Below are 16,829 nucleotides of genomic sequence, written 5' to 3'. Positions count from 1 at the left end.
GGATGAACATGCTCGCAGAAACGCAGACATTTTCAAAGAACAAAACCGGCGGTGAAAAAGACCCTTTGAACTGGCTCCCGTCAGTCGACCCGGATCATATCGCCATTTTGAACCTCTTCCCGAAGAATAGCGTTTCCGTGCGATTGACCAATAGCGGACCTGCAATCGGCGTGCATCTTGCTGATCAGGCCTCGCTCCTTCTGAACCCTGTCGCCGTGCCGGTTGCCATAGGACCGTGGGCCTGCAAGCTGGTACTATCCGCCGGAACGCTTGAGCGGCTTGTGCAGGGCTTCGGCATCACCAAAATGATCGCCAGTCTTGAGCCGCGCCAGCGCAGTATCCTGATCGAGTATGTGCTTTCCGAACAGTTGGACAGGCTTGAAGAAATCATCGGACACCCCATTCGCTTTGGCGAAAGGGAAGAGACCGTAAGCTACGACATCGTGCTGCCGTGGGTTCTCGATTTTGATGACTATCCACGCAATGCGGAACTGCATCTCACACGCGATGCTGCGCAACTCCTTGGTACCGCTCTCAAACAAGCAGACCCAAATGACGCGGCCGAACTGCTTTCGAACATCGATTTTCCGGTACAGCTTTGTGCCGGAACGCAGGTCGTAACAGTGGCTGAACTGCGCGATCTGCGGGCCGGTGATGTGATCCTGCGTAGAGAATCGCCTGAAGCCGACCCTATCGCCATTCTTTCCGGGCGCTTCGTTGCTTCTGTTACACCTGACGGACAAACACACAAACTTACCAGCGGGTGGAGCCTATCTGCCAAAAACGGGGAGAACTCGACAATGTCGCAATCCTACTCCAACTCTGCCGGGTCGGCAGGATTTGAACAAGTCGATGATCTTCCGGTGGAGTTGGTCTTCGAAATCGGCCGCTGTGAACTGCCGTTAAGTGAAATTCGCAAGCTTGGCGAAGGCAGCGTGGTTCCTACTGCTGCAAGCGCTACAAACGCTGTGAACATACTGGCAAATGGACGTCTGGTTGGCAGCGGCGAGCTGGTCAAGATCGGTGCCGGTCTCGGCGTAAGGGTAGTTCGGTTTGGGTGAGTATCAGACCAATCTCATCCCGATTATCATTATTGTCTCGGTTATCGGGCTGATCCCGCTTGCCGTTGTGACGATGACCGGGTTTCTGAAGATTTCCATCGTATTGTTTCTTATCCGGAATGCATTGGGCATCCAGCAATCACCGCCCAATCTGGTGCTATACGGAATTGCCCTGATCCTGACGGTTTATGTGACGACTCCGCTGGTGGGCGAGATGTACCGCATTCTTGAAGCTCAGCAGGTGGATACGCAGTCAGTGGAGAGCATGAGGGCCGCGGCTGAAGCATTGCGGCCGCCCTTGCAGGCTCATCTTTCCAAGTTCACCAACGAGAATGAACGGCAGTTCTTCCTGCAAGCAACCGAGAATGTCTGGTCGCCGGAAGCACGCGCTGATCTCAAGCCGGATAGTCTGCTTGTGCTGATTCCGGCGTTTGTAAGTTCGGAACTCACCCGCGCCTTCGAGATCGGCTTCCTGCTCTATTTGCCGTTTCTGGTCATCGATTTGATCGTCTCAAATGTGCTGATGGCAATGGGCATGATGATGGTGTCTCCGACGCTTATCTCGATTCCCCTGAAAATCTTTCTGTTTGTGGCAGTCGATGGCTGGTCCCGCCTGATGCATGGTCTCATATTAAGTTATGGAGGCACATAGCCGTGGGTCAAACCGCTTTTCTCGCACAAATGCAGAATGCGCTTTTGACCGTTCTGCTCGCTTCGGCGCCCGTCTTGGGGATCGCAATTATCATCGGCATCAGCGTTGGTTTGATACAGGCGCTGACCCAGATCCAGGATCAGACATTGCCACAGGCGGTGAAGCTTGTTGCTGTCATGCTGACGCTTATCGTGCTTGGGCCGACTCTTGCCGTGCAGGTCGCAAATCTGGCCAGCCATGTACTCGACAGCTTCCCCGCGATGACGCGTTAGCGGCACATGGACGCCATTTCAACGACATCTTCCTTTCTTGCACTTGCCTATCCCCTGCTCGTTGCCGTAGCGATAACCGTTGCCCGTGCCCTTGGCATGATCCTTGTCACCCCGGCTTTCATAAGGCTTGGTCTGACTGGAATGATCCGTTCCTGCGTCGCTATTGCTATCTGCATTCCCGCAGTTCCTGGCGTTCTCAATGGAGTTCTTGCCGAAGGGCAGCTGGGTAGCTTGCTGATCACGGGGCTGCTCGTAAAAGAGCTGATTGTCGGCATGGTCATCGGTATCGCTTTCGGTATTCCGTTTTGGGGCGCCGAGGTTGCAGGCGATCTGGTCGATCTACAGCGCGGCTCCACCTCGGCTCAGTTGGTCGACCCTTTGCAGGTAAGCGAAACCACTATCACCGGAACCTTGCTCGTCTTCGCTCTGCTCGCACTATTCTTTATGTCGGGCGGGTTTTTGCTGCTCGTTGACGGGTTTTACAAAAGCTACGAATTGTGGCCAGCCGTCAAATTCATGCCAATTGTGAACGTCAATGCCATTCCTGCCCTGCTCGCGGTTTTGGACCGTATCATGCAAATCGCCGTCATTCTGATCGCCCCCATCGTGCTGGCCCTGCTCCTGACCGATTTGATGCTGGCTTATCTTTCACGCATGTCGCCGCAGCTGCATATTTTTGATCTGTCACTTGCCATCAAGAACATGCTTTTTGCCGTACTGATGGTGCTCTATATTTCCTATCTCGTGCCCTACATGATGTCCGAGCTAAAAGAACTTCGCGGGACATCGGAGATAATGCGCTCACTCGTTGATGGCGAGCCTCAGAAGGCACCCTGATCCTTTCAAGCGAGAGGCAAACCAAGCTCGCGGATCATGGCGTCAACCTGTGTTATTGATTGCGGGCTTGCGTCGCCACTGTTGATCTTATCGGCCAAACTGGGCAACGATACCGCCGCCTTACCGGAGACGCTTTGTGTACGATGATGCAGTTTCTGCGGATCAGTATAGTTCGCATCATTACCCGCTGTAGCGGGAAATCCGGAGATATCGCCGTTCAGACCGTCAAGCGTATGGTGCAGATTATCGCGTAAGGTAGCCAACTTGTCTTGCGGTATCGCATTCAGCCAGCTTACAAAACGCTGAAGGTCCGCTGGCTGATCAAGCTTATACCCCTTCATCTCAGCATATTTCATCAACAAGGGGACCGGACTGAACCCCTCGCCGCTCTGATCGACGAGTGCCTTGGATGTCTCTTGCGAAAGCTGTGAGTGCTGCAGGAAGCGCATTGATGTGTCGGTCATGTAGATATTCGACTCGCGCGTATTGGTAAGAAGCATCTGGCCAATAACGGCGGCTCCGACGATGACGAGACCGACCGGCCCTGCCATTGAGCCTGTTCCGAAAGCTGCAATAATACCGCCTACGCCAGCCGCAGCCTGCAAAGTGCCCATTTGCCAGTCGCCACCCGTATAGGAGCGTGTAGCAAGAACCAGATCGAAGCTTGCTCCAACCGAACCCAACCATTTTGCAGCGGTCGTACTACTGCTGCCGAAATGTTTTACTGCCAGCGAGTCCGGATTGATCTGCTGGAAGCCGTTGAGCAATTCAATCGAGCGTTGTGCCACTCCAGCAGCGTCAATGAAGACTTTGAACTTCATCAACGGGCCCTGGCCAGTTTTGCTCAGAGTCGAAGCAAGGCCTACACCCACCGCTGCCAGGCCAATCAAGCGCAACATCTGGCCGGGGACCGTGGTGTTCTTGAACGACTTCATGCCGTCATTGGTGTCAGTAAGCTTGGCGTCGAGGTTTTTCAGCTTCTGTACCATGTCGACTTCGGTATCACCGGCGGCGGGAAGCGATTCCTCCACTGCTTTAAGGGCCTTCTTGAATTCGTCATCCGGTATGCCGAGCAGTTTGGCAGCGGGACTATTCTGGAGCGAGGTTATCCCTGCCTTCGCCCGCTCGATGCTTGCAGGATCGTTCGGATTGAGATTTCCAAACGAAGGGAGAACCGTCCGCCGCACGATCTGCGTCATCGCCTCTTCCGCAAGCTTCCGCCCGCGATCCGTCAGCCGCGCCTGTTGGCTGAGCAGGGAAACAACTGCAGGCTTGTCCAGAAGCGCAGGATCATTCTTGAGGGCAACCTGCATCGCCATGACCGACTTATCATCAGAAAGTATCTCTTTGATCTTTTCATCGACCTTGCCCTGTTGCGAGGCAAGTTCCGGTGGCAAGCTTCCCAACTGGCTCAACTGGTTGAGAAGTTGATTGCCCTTAGCGGCAACATCATTTTCCAGTGCCAGCTTCTGATCTTTCCAGCCTTGGCCCTTTTCGGTTTCGTAATCGGCAATGGCTTTTTCAAGCTGCTCCGGCGTCATGGTCGCGCCGTGATTGGAAATCAGCCATTGCAGTTCCTGCATATGGGTAGAGTATTGATCGACGCTGCCATTGACGGAGCCCTTGGAAAATTCAACGACACTCGGAAGAATCGTGCTCTCAAGATAGGTGCTGGAACCTGCTGTTGTCGCTGCCCGCGCAAGGGGAAAATCCAGACCGGAGCCTGAGATGATTGCCATACGCATGGATTCAGGATTGCCTGTGTCCATCTTTGTAAAACGGTCTATGACTGTCTGGCCGGTCGGCGTTTCGCCGATACGGCCCAAAATTGTGGTGAGATTCTGCTGACCCTCGCGACCTATGAGATCGCCACCGATCTTCTCCTGTCTGCGCGCATTCGCAGCCTCTATCGTCGGCAAGGCATCGAGCATCAATTGAGCTGCCAGTTGCGGATCAGCATCCTTGGTCAAGGCTTCCAGCTTGCGCATTGACTCCGCACTATCGCCCTGATCGCTGGTGGCCTTTTCCGGATCATAATCCTTGAGCCTTTCGGTCGCCCAGTCTGCGGTCTTGCCTATCAGTTCCTTGGCGTCCGCATTACCGCGAATGGCTTCCTGCAATTCTGCCGGGGCCTTGCTGTACGACGCATTGAGACTTTTGAAAGCCTCTTCCGGTTTGCCCGCAGCATTGGCATTATCGATAATCAGGCGGGCTTGAGACTCTATTTCTGGCCCACGATGTGTCGAGGGCCTGAGCGATATTCCGAGCTCTTTGGCAGTGTTCTCCAGCGCAATTTGCGATGGGCCTGCGTCTGCCCAGTCGTGATCATAAAGGGCCTGCAAAGACTTTGCGCGCTCACCTTCCGGGATGCCCTGAAGGTAAGTTTTTACATCGGACGCAATGCCTGCGGTTCCGGCCTTATAATCCGTATCTGGGTTATCCGAATATTGAAGCTTGTTGCCGGTTGTATAAATGTCGTTGGCAAAAGCCTCTTGCGGATCGGCAATAAGCTGTCTCTCTGTGGCCGCCGTTTCGATAGCGGTGAGAGCCGGGCGCGCATCCTGCCAGTCGCTTTTATTGCCAATGAGCCTTGAGACGGCTGCCTGCCGCTCTCCTGCAGGAAGGCTATCGAGATAAGCGCCGACATCACCTTGTATGTTCTTCGTTTCGCCGGAGAAGTCGGTCTTCGATGGATCATCCACGTATTGCAGATTGTTTCCACGCTCATAGAGTTCGTTTTTGAAGGCCGCCTCTCCTCCCGGAACGCCCTTGCTGTCTTTTGGTGTACTGGCAGCCAGATCCGGCGCGATGTGAGGAATGATGATGACATCATCCGACTCGACCAGATCTATCTGATTATCGTGGAGACCTTTGTTTGCTTCGATCACATCACCGAACCGGACATTATTGTCTTTGGCGATTTCCCAAAGATTGTCGCCCGGCTGAACAACAATCAGTTTTTCTTTATCCGGGTCGAAAGAGCTGGGCCCGCCAGCCTTCGCACGTTCGCGCACGGCCTCGCTGATCTGTTCCACGAACAATTTCTGTTGTTGCAGCGAGGTAAGCGGTATCTTGTTTCCATTGGCGTCATAGCGGCTTTTGCCATCTATATCGATACGAAAAGACATCGCTCTCTCCTGCCTGATCCGGAATGGCTTGCCGCGCGACAGAGCACGAAACTCTCCGGCAATAGCAGGACCGAACATGAAAGATGCGCCTCACAGTTTTATGACAGAGGCTAGCTGTAATGGAGTATGCGACAAAATATAATTGCCAATCACGCGCTATGCCGTCATCATTCACCGGCAGAAGATACGACGTTCAAGACCGTAGCTATTCAGAAAGGACGGTTCTTTGGTTCAGTCCATCAACAATGCAGGATCGCAACAGGCGCTCGAAAGCAATTGGAATGATGAGAATGCCATGCGAAAGTTCGAACGCGCGGCAGATGGCGCCACCCGTCAGCGAAAACACGAGATTCTCGACACTAAACAAAGGCCGAATTCTGTAGAGCTACGCGCCAACTCGAAACCGCTTGAGGAAAAGCCGCCCTTGGCTGTGCCCGAAGTACCATCTTCTTCTTTCGACACTGTAGCTAACAGCAGCCAGAACCGAGTTGCGCCTGCCGCCAGCGAAGTGCATGGCCCACCTGTTTCGACGGTCAGACCACGCCTCATTGCAGCAGGCGTCGTGCTTATGGTGATCGCCATTATTTTCGGCGTCCTTTACTTCGCCTGATCCCTCGCCACAAGTTTGGAAAAACCCTCTACTAACGGCAACCGAAAGAGCAATTCATTCGTTCACCTTGTGGCGCTGGACGAATAGTTTGTGCGCAACCTTTGATTGAGTCCTCACACAGGAATACCCATGCCCCTACTGAAGCCCTCCGCCATCGCATTCGTTTCAATCCTATCATTGCAGGGTGCCGCGATGGCGGCTGATGGTGAAAGCTGCTCAACGATCAAACTCTCAGATCCGGGTTGGACCGATATTACTTCGACCAATTCTGTGGCATCAGTTCTGTTAGAAGGCCTTGGATATAAAGCCGACGTGAAAACCATGTCAGTTCCCATTGGCTATCAGGCCCTCAAGAACAAGGAAACCGATGTTTTCCTTGGCAACTGGATGCCCGCACAACAGACATTCCGTGATGATCTCGACAAGAGCAAGGCTGTCGATGTTCTCGTCAAGAACCTCACCGGCGCGAAATTCACACTGGCGGTGCCGAATTATGTTGCCGCCGAAGGCGTGAAGACATTTGCCGACCTCGCAAAACACGCTGACAAATTTGAAAGCAAAATTTATGGCATCGAGCCCGGCGCACCGGCAAACCAGAACATCGAGAAAATTATCGGCGATAAAAAGTTCGGTCTGGATGGCTGGAAGCTCGTTGAATCCGGTGAACAGGCCATGCTGGCACAAGTTGACCGTGCTGGCCGAACGAAGCAGTGGGTAGCTTTTCTCGCTTGGGCTCCCCACCCCATGAACGCGAAGTTTGATCTTACCTATCTAAGTGGAGGTGACGATTACTTCGGACCGGATTTCGGCGGTGCCGAAGTCTATACGCTTGCCCGGACTGGCTGGTCGAAGGAATGCCCAAACGCCGCAAAGTTCTTCACCAACTTGGTTTTCGACGTGAAGTCTGAAAACGAGTTGATGGGCAAAATCCTTGATGATGGAGAAGAAGGCACCGATGCCGCCAAGGATTGGATAAAGGCAAATCCGGCGAAGCTTGATGTCTGGCTGAAGGATGTGACGACGCTGACCGGCGAACCGGGAGCGGATGCAGTCCGCAAGGAGCTTGGCTTATAAGCCAACGCCTTGCAGCCAGCTAACGCTTCAAGGAACGGCCGAAGCGCTCTTCGATCCGCGCCTGGAGAATTTCCAGTCCAATAGAAAGAATCCAGTATATCATCGAGGCCGTAATCAACATCTCAATGTGCCGGAATTCCTTCTGGCCCATTGTGCGGGCAAGATACATGATCTCCCACACGCCGACCACGGACACCAGCGAAGAGTCTTTCAGCATCGCGATGAATTGATTGCCGGTCGGCGGAATGATAACCCGCATTGCCTGTGGCAGGACCACCAGAAACATCGTGTGATTGGGCTTTAATCCAAGAGCTGTCGCGCCCTCTGACTGTCCACGCGGTATGCTCTCGATACCAGCCCGGAAAATCTCTGTCATGTATGCGCCATAGCAAAGCGATAACGCCAAAATGCCTGCAGGGATGGCACCAATGACATAGCCAACCTGCGGCAGTCCCAGATAGATAATATAAATCTGCATCAGCAGCGGAAGGCCCCGAAACAGGGACGTATAGAAACTGGCGAGCCCATAGACCACGCCGTTTTTCGACAGTTTGGCCATAGCACCGATCAAGGCAATGATCGTCGCTATCACGATCGAGATAATGGATATGTAGAGTGTAGTTACCACGCCCTGTGTGATCAGAAAGCTGATCTTCTTGGCGATGAATGTGAAGCTCAAATCAAACGAGTAAAAGAACAGGAGGAGCAGGCAAAGCAGCTCCACCCAAACCGCGCCTATTTGATAGGTCCGTGGCAACAGGCCAAGGAGCTTCCAATTGATTGCAATCAAGATTGCGAACACGATTGCCGCAACACCACGCGTCGTTTCCGGTGAACTTTCCATTCCGGGCAGGAGCGACGGGAATATACTGCCGACCCACGCCCCACCTACTCCCATCCAGTAAAGCAACGCGGCTACGACAAGTATGGCTAAGCCCGCACCTATGCGTTTTATTGCTTTCGGATAGGACAGGATTAACGTGGCAATCATATCAATTCCCCAATTCAGACAGGTGTAACTCTATGCTTGGCGTTCCCGCCACCAATCCTGTGCCTGCAGTTTCCAATAGGTTAGCTGCGCAACAGAAAGGCCCGCAAATCCACCGGCCCAGACCAGTCCGAACGGCTTAAAGAGTTTGTAACGCTCCGATTGACCGAGGATCGCTTCTGCAATCACCTTGCCGCCCATAGCTGTCGTGTTCAGCCCATGACCGCCAAACGCAGTACAATACCAGACGCCCGATTGCAGCTGGCCGATCTGGGGCATTAAATGCCGGGCATAAGACATCAGCCCGGACCACGAAAGTTCTGTTTTAAGATCTGCAAGCTGCGGATATGTGCCAACCATTTCCCTGCGAAGTTCTACGGCCAAGGCGGCAGATGAAGCGGCCCTGGTGGTGATGCGGCCACCCCATAGAAGGCGCTTTCCACCTTCAACGACGCGATAGTAATCCCCTGCCCTACGATTATCGCCGACTGCATCTGTTGTCCGGATAGCTGTCCGGATCAAATCAGGCGCTTCCTCAGACAACATCACATAGGTCGCAATCGGCAGATAACTGCGCTTGAGCTTGCCAATCAGACCAGTTGTGTAGCCACCCGTCATGACCGCAACATTCCGCGCTTTGACCTTACCATTTGCGGTGCTGACAAACTTCTCGGGGCGGGACAAATCCGTGGTGGTTGCAGCGCTGGATTCGTAGATTTTGCCGCCCAGCCGCTCAATTTCCCGGGAAACCGCGCGTAGATAATTCAGTGGGTGCATATGAAACGCTTGCGGGTCACGTACCGCCTGAAAATAACGCTCGGAACGGAGCACGGCCTGAACCTGATCGCGATCCATATACTCGACAGTATAGTCAAACTCGCGCGTTAGATAGTCAGCACGCTTTTTCATCGCTGCTTCATCGCTATAGCGCAGGACACTCATTATGCCGTTGATGGGCGCGGCTGAAGCAATGTTCAGCTCCTTGATGGTATCACGGACAAACCACACTCCCTCGATTGAAAGCTTGTGTAACTCACGGGCATTTTCAATGCCTGCCGCTTTGGCAATGGCTTCTCCGTCATTGGCAAAACCGGGACTGACAAACCCGCCATTTCGTCCAGACGCGCCCCATCCAATCCGCTGTGCTTCCAGGACGACCACGGACTGGCCCGCCCGCGCAAGCTGGAGAGCAGTAGTCAGACCTGCGAGCCCGCCACCAATAATGCAGGTGTCGCATTCGGCATGACCGGACAACATTGGATAGGATTTATCATCGGCGAGGGTTCGCCTGTAAAAAGTATCGATGTAGCTCATTTGGGACTCGTGATCTGGCAATGCTGAGGGCAGCCACGGCTCACCCACCTATATGGCGGCGCGAGCCGTGCAATGATCAATTCGCGCTATAGTCTTTGCCATACCATTTGGTTGTCAGCGTTGCGAGCGTACCGTCGGAGCGCATGGCGGTGATGATTTCACCAACCTTGGCAGTCCATTCCGGATCACCCTTTTCAGCGATGACGACGAGTGGTTCGCGGAAAGCGTAACCGCCTTCGAGAATACGAACCGGGTAGCCGTTCTTCACGGCATTTTGTGCTGTCTGTTCCGGCGCTATGACTGCATCAAGACGCACGCCATCGCCTAGCCGCAAATCGTCGAAGGGCAGCATGGAGTCAGCAAAAGTACGAATTTCGCCCGGCTCGACTTTGTATTCGACCGGCGGCAATCCGGGCGCATCGATCTCAAGCTGCCGACGGATAAAATCTTCCGAAGTTGTGGCCGTTTCCACGCCAATCACCTTACCATTGAGATCGGTAACCGACTTTGCTTGGCTGTCCTTGTGCACGACATAAACGTAAGGGCTGTAATAATAAACCGAAGCGAAATCGATAACCTGCGCACGCGCCTTGGTTGGAGTTACCGAGCCAACACCGACATCGTAACGGCCCTGCCAGCGACCACCGGTCAACGTTGCCCAATCCGGCGTCTGAAACGAGACTTCAACGCCAAGGCGCTTGCCAATCTCTTTCGCCATATCGATATCAAAACCGACCATTTCATTATTATCGTCAAGATAGCTCTGTGGGGGCCAGCTGCTGTTGGTGGCAACAACCATGGCTTTCTTTTCCATGACGCGATCAAGCGTTGTACCAGCCTGCGCGGCTGTGGATGTTGCCAAAGCCAGGGCGCCAAAAATCATGCATTTCAGAACGTTGTTCACACTATTCCTCCTTAGGTGAATGACCTGCCTTACCCCCATATTTTTATTGATTATGTAAGACAGCGGGAGGGGGAAAGTGCGCCCCTTATCCAGATTAAGCAATAGCAATTGCCCGTTGTGGGATACCCACAACGGCAGAAGTTATTGCAATTTTGTTATAGGGTAATGCCGTTGTTACATGGGTGGCAGCAACACCATCGAACTGGCAATAGTACATCAGTTGATCTGACGCGTTATCGTATCACCGGTGTCGGCAGACTAATGCGCAGTGTCTGTTCGACAACCCTGCTACGGTTACCCCGTAATTGCTACTTCCAAGATTGCCGCTCGACTTTGATATCTCTCCGTCCAGATCGAAATCATTGTCATTTTGCGATGTGCGATCAGCATAGGGGAAACTGAACGGGAGGATCCGCTCAAGCTGCCTGTCAGGTTCGTCATCAGCCGACTCGACATTCTCCTTGTCGATGGATGGACGGGCGGAAAGCCTGCTCGCACGTGGATGGCGCCGCGTCCTCACTGTTCTGGTTCGGGAATCCGGCACGTGATTATTTGAATTTTGCCCGCATGGCATCAATACCCGGAATTTTTGCCATAAGCGGCCGATGCACTTCCTCGAAATTCTGCACAAGGGATCGCTGCGTCTTGCCAACAAGAATCGTGAATATGTAGGAAGCGTGGCCCGGAGATGTAGCGGTTGGGTGATAGCCTGTCGAAAAGGCGAACGTATCGCCATTACGCGTTACATAAGCGTGCGGCTCTTGCCCTTCCTCATACCACAACTGCGTGCCAAACCCGGTCGGCGGATCAAAACGCCAATGGTAGAGTTCTTCATGCGCCGTCTCGCCCGGCCGATCAGCGTCATGTTTATGCGGGGGATAACCCGACCAGCAACCTTCATCAGCATAGAGTTCGCTGACGAGAAGTCGTCCGACACGCTCTGCTTGCCTGTTTCCGAGGATATGGAAAATACGGCGCCGGGATTTTGTCTCGTTCGAGCCGACATCCACCATGTCCACCTCGTCGGGCGTGACGCGAAAGGGCTCCATTTTCTCTGTCCAGCGACCACCGGCAATCGCAATCTCGCAATCGGTAATAGCCGTGATTTCAACAAGCACATCAGGTCCGGCATAGACAGAGTCAGCTTGCCCGGCCCATACATTCAACCGTCTTCCCACCTGCTCAAAAACATCGCCATCAACCACGACGTTGCAACTCCCGAACATGGGAACGACTGCGGTTTCAAAGTCCGCCAGGCGATAACTGTGTGCCTGACCAGCGGCAAGTTTCACAAGGTTGAAATGTATAAGTTTTGTGGGATTGCCTCCGACCAGCAAAGGTTCGTTTCCATTGTCGTAAGCGCGGATCAACTTTGCAGACATAGCTATTTGCCCTCACTCTTAAGCACTTGCAGCAGCGCGACGATGTAACCATAGCTGAAAGCAAATGCAGTGTTCTGGGGGTCGCGCCCCGAGATTTGCGGCACGTGATCCGGCATGATCATATATTGATAGCCGACTTCCGCGTATGTCTTGAGCGAAAGCCACATATCCATGTCCCCTTCCTCTGGAAAGGTTTCCATAAACGAAAGTTTTCCGCCACGAATATTGCGAAAATGAACATTAAACAGTTTGCCACGTTCGCCGAACCAGCGAATAATATCAAAAATCTCCTCGGCGGGATTATCGAGCATCTCGCCAACAGTGCCCTGACAGAAATTCAAACCGTGATATGGATTTTCGCGCATCAGCACGAACTTTTTCAATCCTTCTACGGTTCCCAGAACCCGTGTAACACCGCGATAACCGGGCGGCGTATAGGGATCGTGGGGATGGCAGGCCAACCGTACCTTGTTTGCCTCGGCAACAGGCACAACACGCTCAAGAAAATAATCGATACGTTCCCAGTTCTCGTCTTCATCGAGCACGCCCGCAATCGTTGGCTGCGCATCATGATCGGCCTTGTTCCAGCGAAATGCGTCGTTGCGCGAACCGCCTCGTCCGGTCTCCAGCTCAGTTCGTGGAATACCTATGATGTTGAGATTGTATTTCACCGCAGGAATCCCTGCCTCGGCAGTTCGTTCGATAAGACGGCAAATGGAGTCGATCTGTCTGTCCCGTTCAGGCCCGGCCGAAAGGATATCCGGGCTGTATTGTTTTTCGATGACGCGCGAACTTAACGGCAGTTGGATCATATCCACGGACAGACCAAAGCTCTCTACGTGATCGCGATGCTGCTTGAGAATATCCAAGGTCCAATCATGGGGGTTGCCGGCCGGATCGGCACAGACATGCTCAATGCCTAATTGCGCCATGACACGATAATCATCGTCATCCCGTGCACGAAACTGTGTGCCTAGAAACATATGCTTCTCCCATTACCTGTGTGCTGCAGCAATTTCAGCCGGGTCTTCGCCATAGGCCTCGCTCGCCGCTATGAGCTTTTTTGTATATTCCTGCACCGCACCGCCGTTGATGAGCGCGTCGACATCCAATGTTTCGACGATCTTTCCAGCCTGCATGACGGCAGTGCGCTTGCACATATGGGCAACAACACCAAGATCGTGACTGACCATGAGATAGGTCAAACCGTGCTCCTCCTGCAGATCGCTGAACAGATTGAGAATTTCAGCCTGTACCGAGACGTCGAGCGCGGAGGTCGGCTCGTCCAACAGAAGTATGTCTGGCCCCGACATCAGAGCACGGGCAATCGCGACGCGCTGCCTTTGCCCACCTGAGAGCTGATGCGGATAACGCCATAGCAATGCCCTGCTCAATCCGACAGAGTCCAGCGCTTGATTACCGCGAGCCTCGGCACTGGGAATTCCCTGAATTCGAGCAGGCTCCATGAGTTGGCGCCAGACTGTGTGACGCGGATGCAGGGCTTCATACGGGTCTTGGAAGACCATCTGTACCTTACGGTAAAATTCTCTTCCGCGTTTCGTGCGAACATCCTCACTGGCAACCTGAAGGGTATCTGCATCGCCATGTACGAGACCGGTGATAGCCCTCAGAATTGTTGATTTGCCTGACCCGGATTCGCCGACAAGGCCAAAGGTTTCGCCGCGATTGACAGAAAAGCTGACACCATCAACGGCACGACGTGCATCTACGCCTTCGCCAAATGTGACGCTGAGATTGTCTATTTTGATGACTGGCATGGTACTGCTCATATCGTCACCACGCTTCATCACGTTTAAGGACCGGCAGACGCTTGCGCGATGTATGAATGCGCGGCATCGCCTCCAGCAGGCCCTTCGTATAGGGATGCGTGGCTTGTCCGAGTTCACTCGCATTTAGCGTTTCAACAACCCTGCCGCGATACATGATCAGCACGCGGTCGCAGAAACGGCGGACCAAATTGAGATCGTGGCTGATGAAGATGAGACCGAGCCCGCGCTTCTCCACCAGCTCATTGAGCAGATTAAGAATTTCCAGCCTCACAGTAACGTCCAATGCCGACGTCGCTTCGTCCGCGATCAGTATTTCCGGCTCGGAAACAAGCATCATGGCGATCATGATGCGCTGACCCATGCCGCCCGACATCTCATGCGGGTACATGCGATATACCCTTTCAGGGTCACGTATCTGTACTGCTCCCAGCATCGCGGCGGCCTTCTCGCGCGCTTGTGAAGAGGTCGCCCGCGTGTGGATGCGGTATGCTTCCGCAATCTGTTCACCAACAGTGACGACGGGATTGAGCGAGTATTTCGGGTCCTGCATGATCAAGCCGATACGGCGGCCACGTATGCCGTACATTGTCTTTTCGGATGCATGGAGAATGTCCACGTCACCAAGCTGTATGTGCTCGGCCTTGACCAGTGCCGAAGGCGGCGTCAGGCGCATGATGGCCCGGCCTGTCATGCTCTTGCCTGATCCGGACTCTCCGACAATACCCAGCTTTTCGCGGCCAAGATCAAATGAAACACCCCGAACCGCATCAAAAGGCCCAGCTGCACCATTGAAGCTTATTCGAAGATCCTTCACCGAGAGAAGTGTCTCGCTCATTCGCCTACTCCTGCCTCGGATCGAGGGCATCGCGCAAAGCATCACCTACAAGGTTGAAAGCCAGACTGACAAACAGGATGGAAATGCCGGGGATTGTCCCCACCCACCAGCTGTCGAGCATGAAACGGCGGCCGGTTGAAACCATGGCACCCCACTCTGGACTAGGCGGCTGGGCACCAAGACCAAGAAAACCCAGACCGGCGGCCGTCAGGATAATGCCAGCCATGTTGAGCGTGATGCGAACGATGACTGACGGAATACAAAGCGGAGCAATATGGGCCAGAACGATCCGCATGCTGGATGCTCCCATCAGGCGCACTGCCGAAATGTGATCCCGCTTTCGCAGGTTCAGGGACTCGGCACGCGCCAGTCTCGCAATCGGCGGCCACTGTGTCAGGGCAATGGCAATAATTGCATTGTTCAGACTGGGCCCAAGCGCTGCGACAAAGGCCAATGCCAGAATGAGGCTTGGGAAAGACAGGAATAGCTCGGTAATGCGCATCAGGATAGTATCGAGCCAGCCGCCATAATATCCGGCTATGCACCCGACAAGCAGACCGATCGGCGCTACGATAACACTCACGATCATGACGATTGAGAGTGTGATGCGGCTTCCCCACAGGACACGGCTGAGAATATCGCGGCCAAGCTCGTCAGTGCCAAACAAATGCTGACTATTTGGTGCTACCAGCGCTTCGCGCAAATTCTGGTCAAAAGGAGAGTATGGAGCCAACCATGGTACGAAGACCGCGATGAACACCAGAAGCAGAATGATAATCAACCCGGCGAGGCCAAGCGGATTTGAAGCGAACCGTATCCAGACACGCCAGACATTTTGAAATGCTGCATGGGTGGCACTTGCAGGTTCCTCGGTCGTGAGCCAAGCCGTCAGCCCTTTGCTTTGGGTATTCATTGAATCCTCGGATCGAAAAATCTGTAGAGCAGATCAGAGATGACATTGAGCGCTATGAAAACGCAGCCAATGATCAACGTGCATGCAACCACTACATTCATGTCGCCAATAACCAGCGCATTGGTGAGGTATTGCCCAAAGCCCGGCCAGCCAAACACTGTCTCGATCAGCACAGCCCCCTCCAGCATGCCGCCATAAGACAACGCAACGACAGTGACGAGCTGGACGCGGATATTCTTGAAAGCATGTCGCCATATAACGCCATTACGCGGCACACCTTTTGCCCGGGCAGTCGTTACATATTCCTGGCTGAGTTGCTCCAGCATGAAGCTGCGCGTTATACGGCTGATGTAGGCAATCGACGCATAAGCGAGCACTGATGCCGGCAGTATGATATGCGAGACGGCACTCCAGAATACATCCATATCCCAAGCCAGCAAAGAATCTATGAGCAGAAAGCCGGTTACGTTGGGAACGATATCCTCGTAGAACAGATCAATGCGCCCCGAGCCGCCGACCCAGCCCAGCTTGGCATAAAACAGCATCAAACCAACCATACCGATCCAGAAAATCGGTGTGGAATGGCCAAGCAGCGCAATCAACCTCACGGCATGGTCGGCAAAACGTCCCCGATTGACCGCCGCATAGACGCCGAGTGGGATACCGATGCCTGCGCCAAGAATAATGGTCACGGTTGCAAGTTCGATTGTCGCAGGCAGGACTCGGACAATATCTTCCATTACTGGGCGGCCGGTTAGCAAGGTACTGCCAAAGTCGCCATGAAGCAGGTTTTTGAAGAATATCCAGAACTGTTGGAAGATGGGCAGATCAAGACCTAGCTCTTGCTTTACCTTAAGATAGGTTGCACGGTCTGCATCAGGCCCTACCACTGCAATCACCGGATCAACCGGCATTAACCGGCCAATGACGAAGGTGAGCAGAACCAACAGGAATAATGTCGTCAGAACGCTGAATACCGAGCCGCCGAAACGGCGATATTTCCTGAAACCCCGACGTCTTACTGGCGTCCGGGCCGCCGTTTCAATCTGGTTGACCATGCAAACGGAGA

Annotated in this window: 16 protein-coding genes; 6 read left to right on the top strand and 10 right to left on the bottom strand. The window is 53.6% G+C overall.

Annotated features, from left to right (window positions below):
• Positions 1-2: 2 nt before the first annotated feature.
• From sctQ to sctT, 4 genes are read left to right on the top strand one after another with little or no spacing between them, the layout of a single operon-like run.
• Positions 3-1,061, top strand: a complete 1,059-nt coding sequence (gene sctQ / locus ABKW30_RS24035; RefSeq protein WP_348601470.1) for a type III secretion system cytoplasmic ring protein SctQ — start codon at positions 3-5, stop codon at positions 1,059-1,061.
• The gene (gene sctR, locus ABKW30_RS24030; RefSeq protein ID WP_348601469.1) at positions 1,054-1,713 is read left to right on the top strand and encodes a type III secretion system export apparatus subunit SctR; all 660 of its coding nucleotides are present in this window, start codon (positions 1,054-1,056) and stop codon (positions 1,711-1,713) included. The genes sctQ and sctR overlap by 8 nt, the downstream gene beginning before the upstream one ends.
• Positions 1,714-1,715: 2 nt before the next feature.
• Positions 1,716-1,985: a flagellar biosynthetic protein FliQ gene (locus ABKW30_RS24025; RefSeq protein ID WP_348601467.1), complete on the top strand. Its 270-nt coding sequence runs from the start codon at positions 1,716-1,718 to the stop codon at positions 1,983-1,985.
• Positions 1,986-1,991: 6 nt separating this feature from the next.
• Entirely contained in the window at positions 1,992-2,822 is an 831-nt protein-coding gene (sctT, locus tag ABKW30_RS24020) for a type III secretion system export apparatus subunit SctT (protein WP_348601466.1), read from the top strand.
• A gap of 5 nt (positions 2,823-2,827) precedes the next feature.
• On the opposite strand, the gene ABKW30_RS24015 is transcribed toward sctT, so the two are convergent.
• Positions 2,828-6,028: a LysM peptidoglycan-binding domain-containing protein gene (locus ABKW30_RS24015; RefSeq protein ID WP_348601465.1), complete on the bottom strand. Its 3,201-nt coding sequence runs from the start codon at positions 6,026-6,028 to the stop codon at positions 2,828-2,830.
• Between the two features lie 148 nt (positions 6,029-6,176).
• Between ABKW30_RS24015 and ABKW30_RS24010 the strand changes: the two genes are divergently transcribed.
• Positions 6,177-6,560 (top strand): hypothetical protein, encoded by a 384-nt coding sequence (locus ABKW30_RS24010; RefSeq protein WP_348601464.1) that lies wholly within the window; start codon positions 6,177-6,179, stop codon positions 6,558-6,560.
• A 129-nt stretch (positions 6,561-6,689) separates the two neighbouring features.
• Positions 6,690-7,634: a choline ABC transporter substrate-binding protein gene (choX, locus tag ABKW30_RS24005; protein WP_348601463.1), complete on the top strand. Its 945-nt coding sequence runs from the start codon at positions 6,690-6,692 to the stop codon at positions 7,632-7,634.
• 19 nt (positions 7,635-7,653) lie between these two features.
• Here the strand turns inward: choX and ABKW30_RS24000 are convergent, their stop codons facing one another.
• From ABKW30_RS24000 to ABKW30_RS23960, 9 genes are all read right to left on the bottom strand, one after another.
• On the bottom strand, positions 7,654-8,625 hold the full coding sequence (locus ABKW30_RS24000; RefSeq protein ID WP_348601462.1) for an amino acid ABC transporter permease: 972 nt from the start codon (positions 8,623-8,625) through the stop codon (positions 7,654-7,656).
• A 30-nt stretch (positions 8,626-8,655) separates the two neighbouring features.
• Entirely contained in the window at positions 8,656-9,936 is a 1,281-nt protein-coding gene (locus tag ABKW30_RS23995) for an FAD-binding oxidoreductase (RefSeq protein WP_348601461.1), read from the bottom strand.
• Between the two features lie 76 nt (positions 9,937-10,012).
• Entirely contained in the window at positions 10,013-10,819 is an 807-nt protein-coding gene (locus ABKW30_RS23990) for a transporter substrate-binding domain-containing protein (protein WP_348601550.1), read from the bottom strand.
• Between the two features lie 569 nt (positions 10,820-11,388).
• The gene (locus tag ABKW30_RS23985) at positions 11,389-12,222 is read right to left on the bottom strand and encodes a 5-deoxy-glucuronate isomerase (protein WP_348601460.1); all 834 of its coding nucleotides are present in this window, start codon (positions 12,220-12,222) and stop codon (positions 11,389-11,391) included.
• A gap of 2 nt (positions 12,223-12,224) precedes the next feature.
• Complete coding sequence (locus ABKW30_RS23980; RefSeq protein WP_348601459.1) at positions 12,225-13,205, bottom strand: mannonate dehydratase; 981 nt, start codon at positions 13,203-13,205, stop codon at positions 12,225-12,227.
• Between the two features lie 12 nt (positions 13,206-13,217).
• Complete coding sequence (locus ABKW30_RS23975; protein ID WP_348601458.1) at positions 13,218-14,012, bottom strand: ABC transporter ATP-binding protein; 795 nt, start codon at positions 14,010-14,012, stop codon at positions 13,218-13,220.
• 4 nt (positions 14,013-14,016) lie between these two features.
• The gene (locus tag ABKW30_RS23970; RefSeq protein WP_348601457.1) at positions 14,017-14,847 is read right to left on the bottom strand and encodes an ABC transporter ATP-binding protein; all 831 of its coding nucleotides are present in this window, start codon (positions 14,845-14,847) and stop codon (positions 14,017-14,019) included.
• Positions 14,848-14,851: 4 nt separating this feature from the next.
• Positions 14,852-15,760: an ABC transporter permease gene (locus ABKW30_RS23965; protein ID WP_348601456.1), complete on the bottom strand. Its 909-nt coding sequence runs from the start codon at positions 15,758-15,760 to the stop codon at positions 14,852-14,854.
• Positions 15,757-16,818, bottom strand: coding sequence for an ABC transporter permease (locus tag ABKW30_RS23960; protein ID WP_348601455.1), 1,062 nt, complete (start codon positions 16,816-16,818; stop codon positions 15,757-15,759). Before ABKW30_RS23960 ends, ABKW30_RS23965 begins: the two co-directional genes overlap by 4 nt.
• Positions 16,819-16,829: the final 11 nt, after the last annotated feature.

This window comes from Phyllobacterium sp. SB3, assembly GCF_040009165.1.
GTDB lineage: Bacteria > Pseudomonadota > Alphaproteobacteria > Rhizobiales > Rhizobiaceae > Phyllobacterium.
Note: the sequence above shows the minus strand (reverse complement) of the source record. Positions and strands in the feature narration are given on the sequence as shown.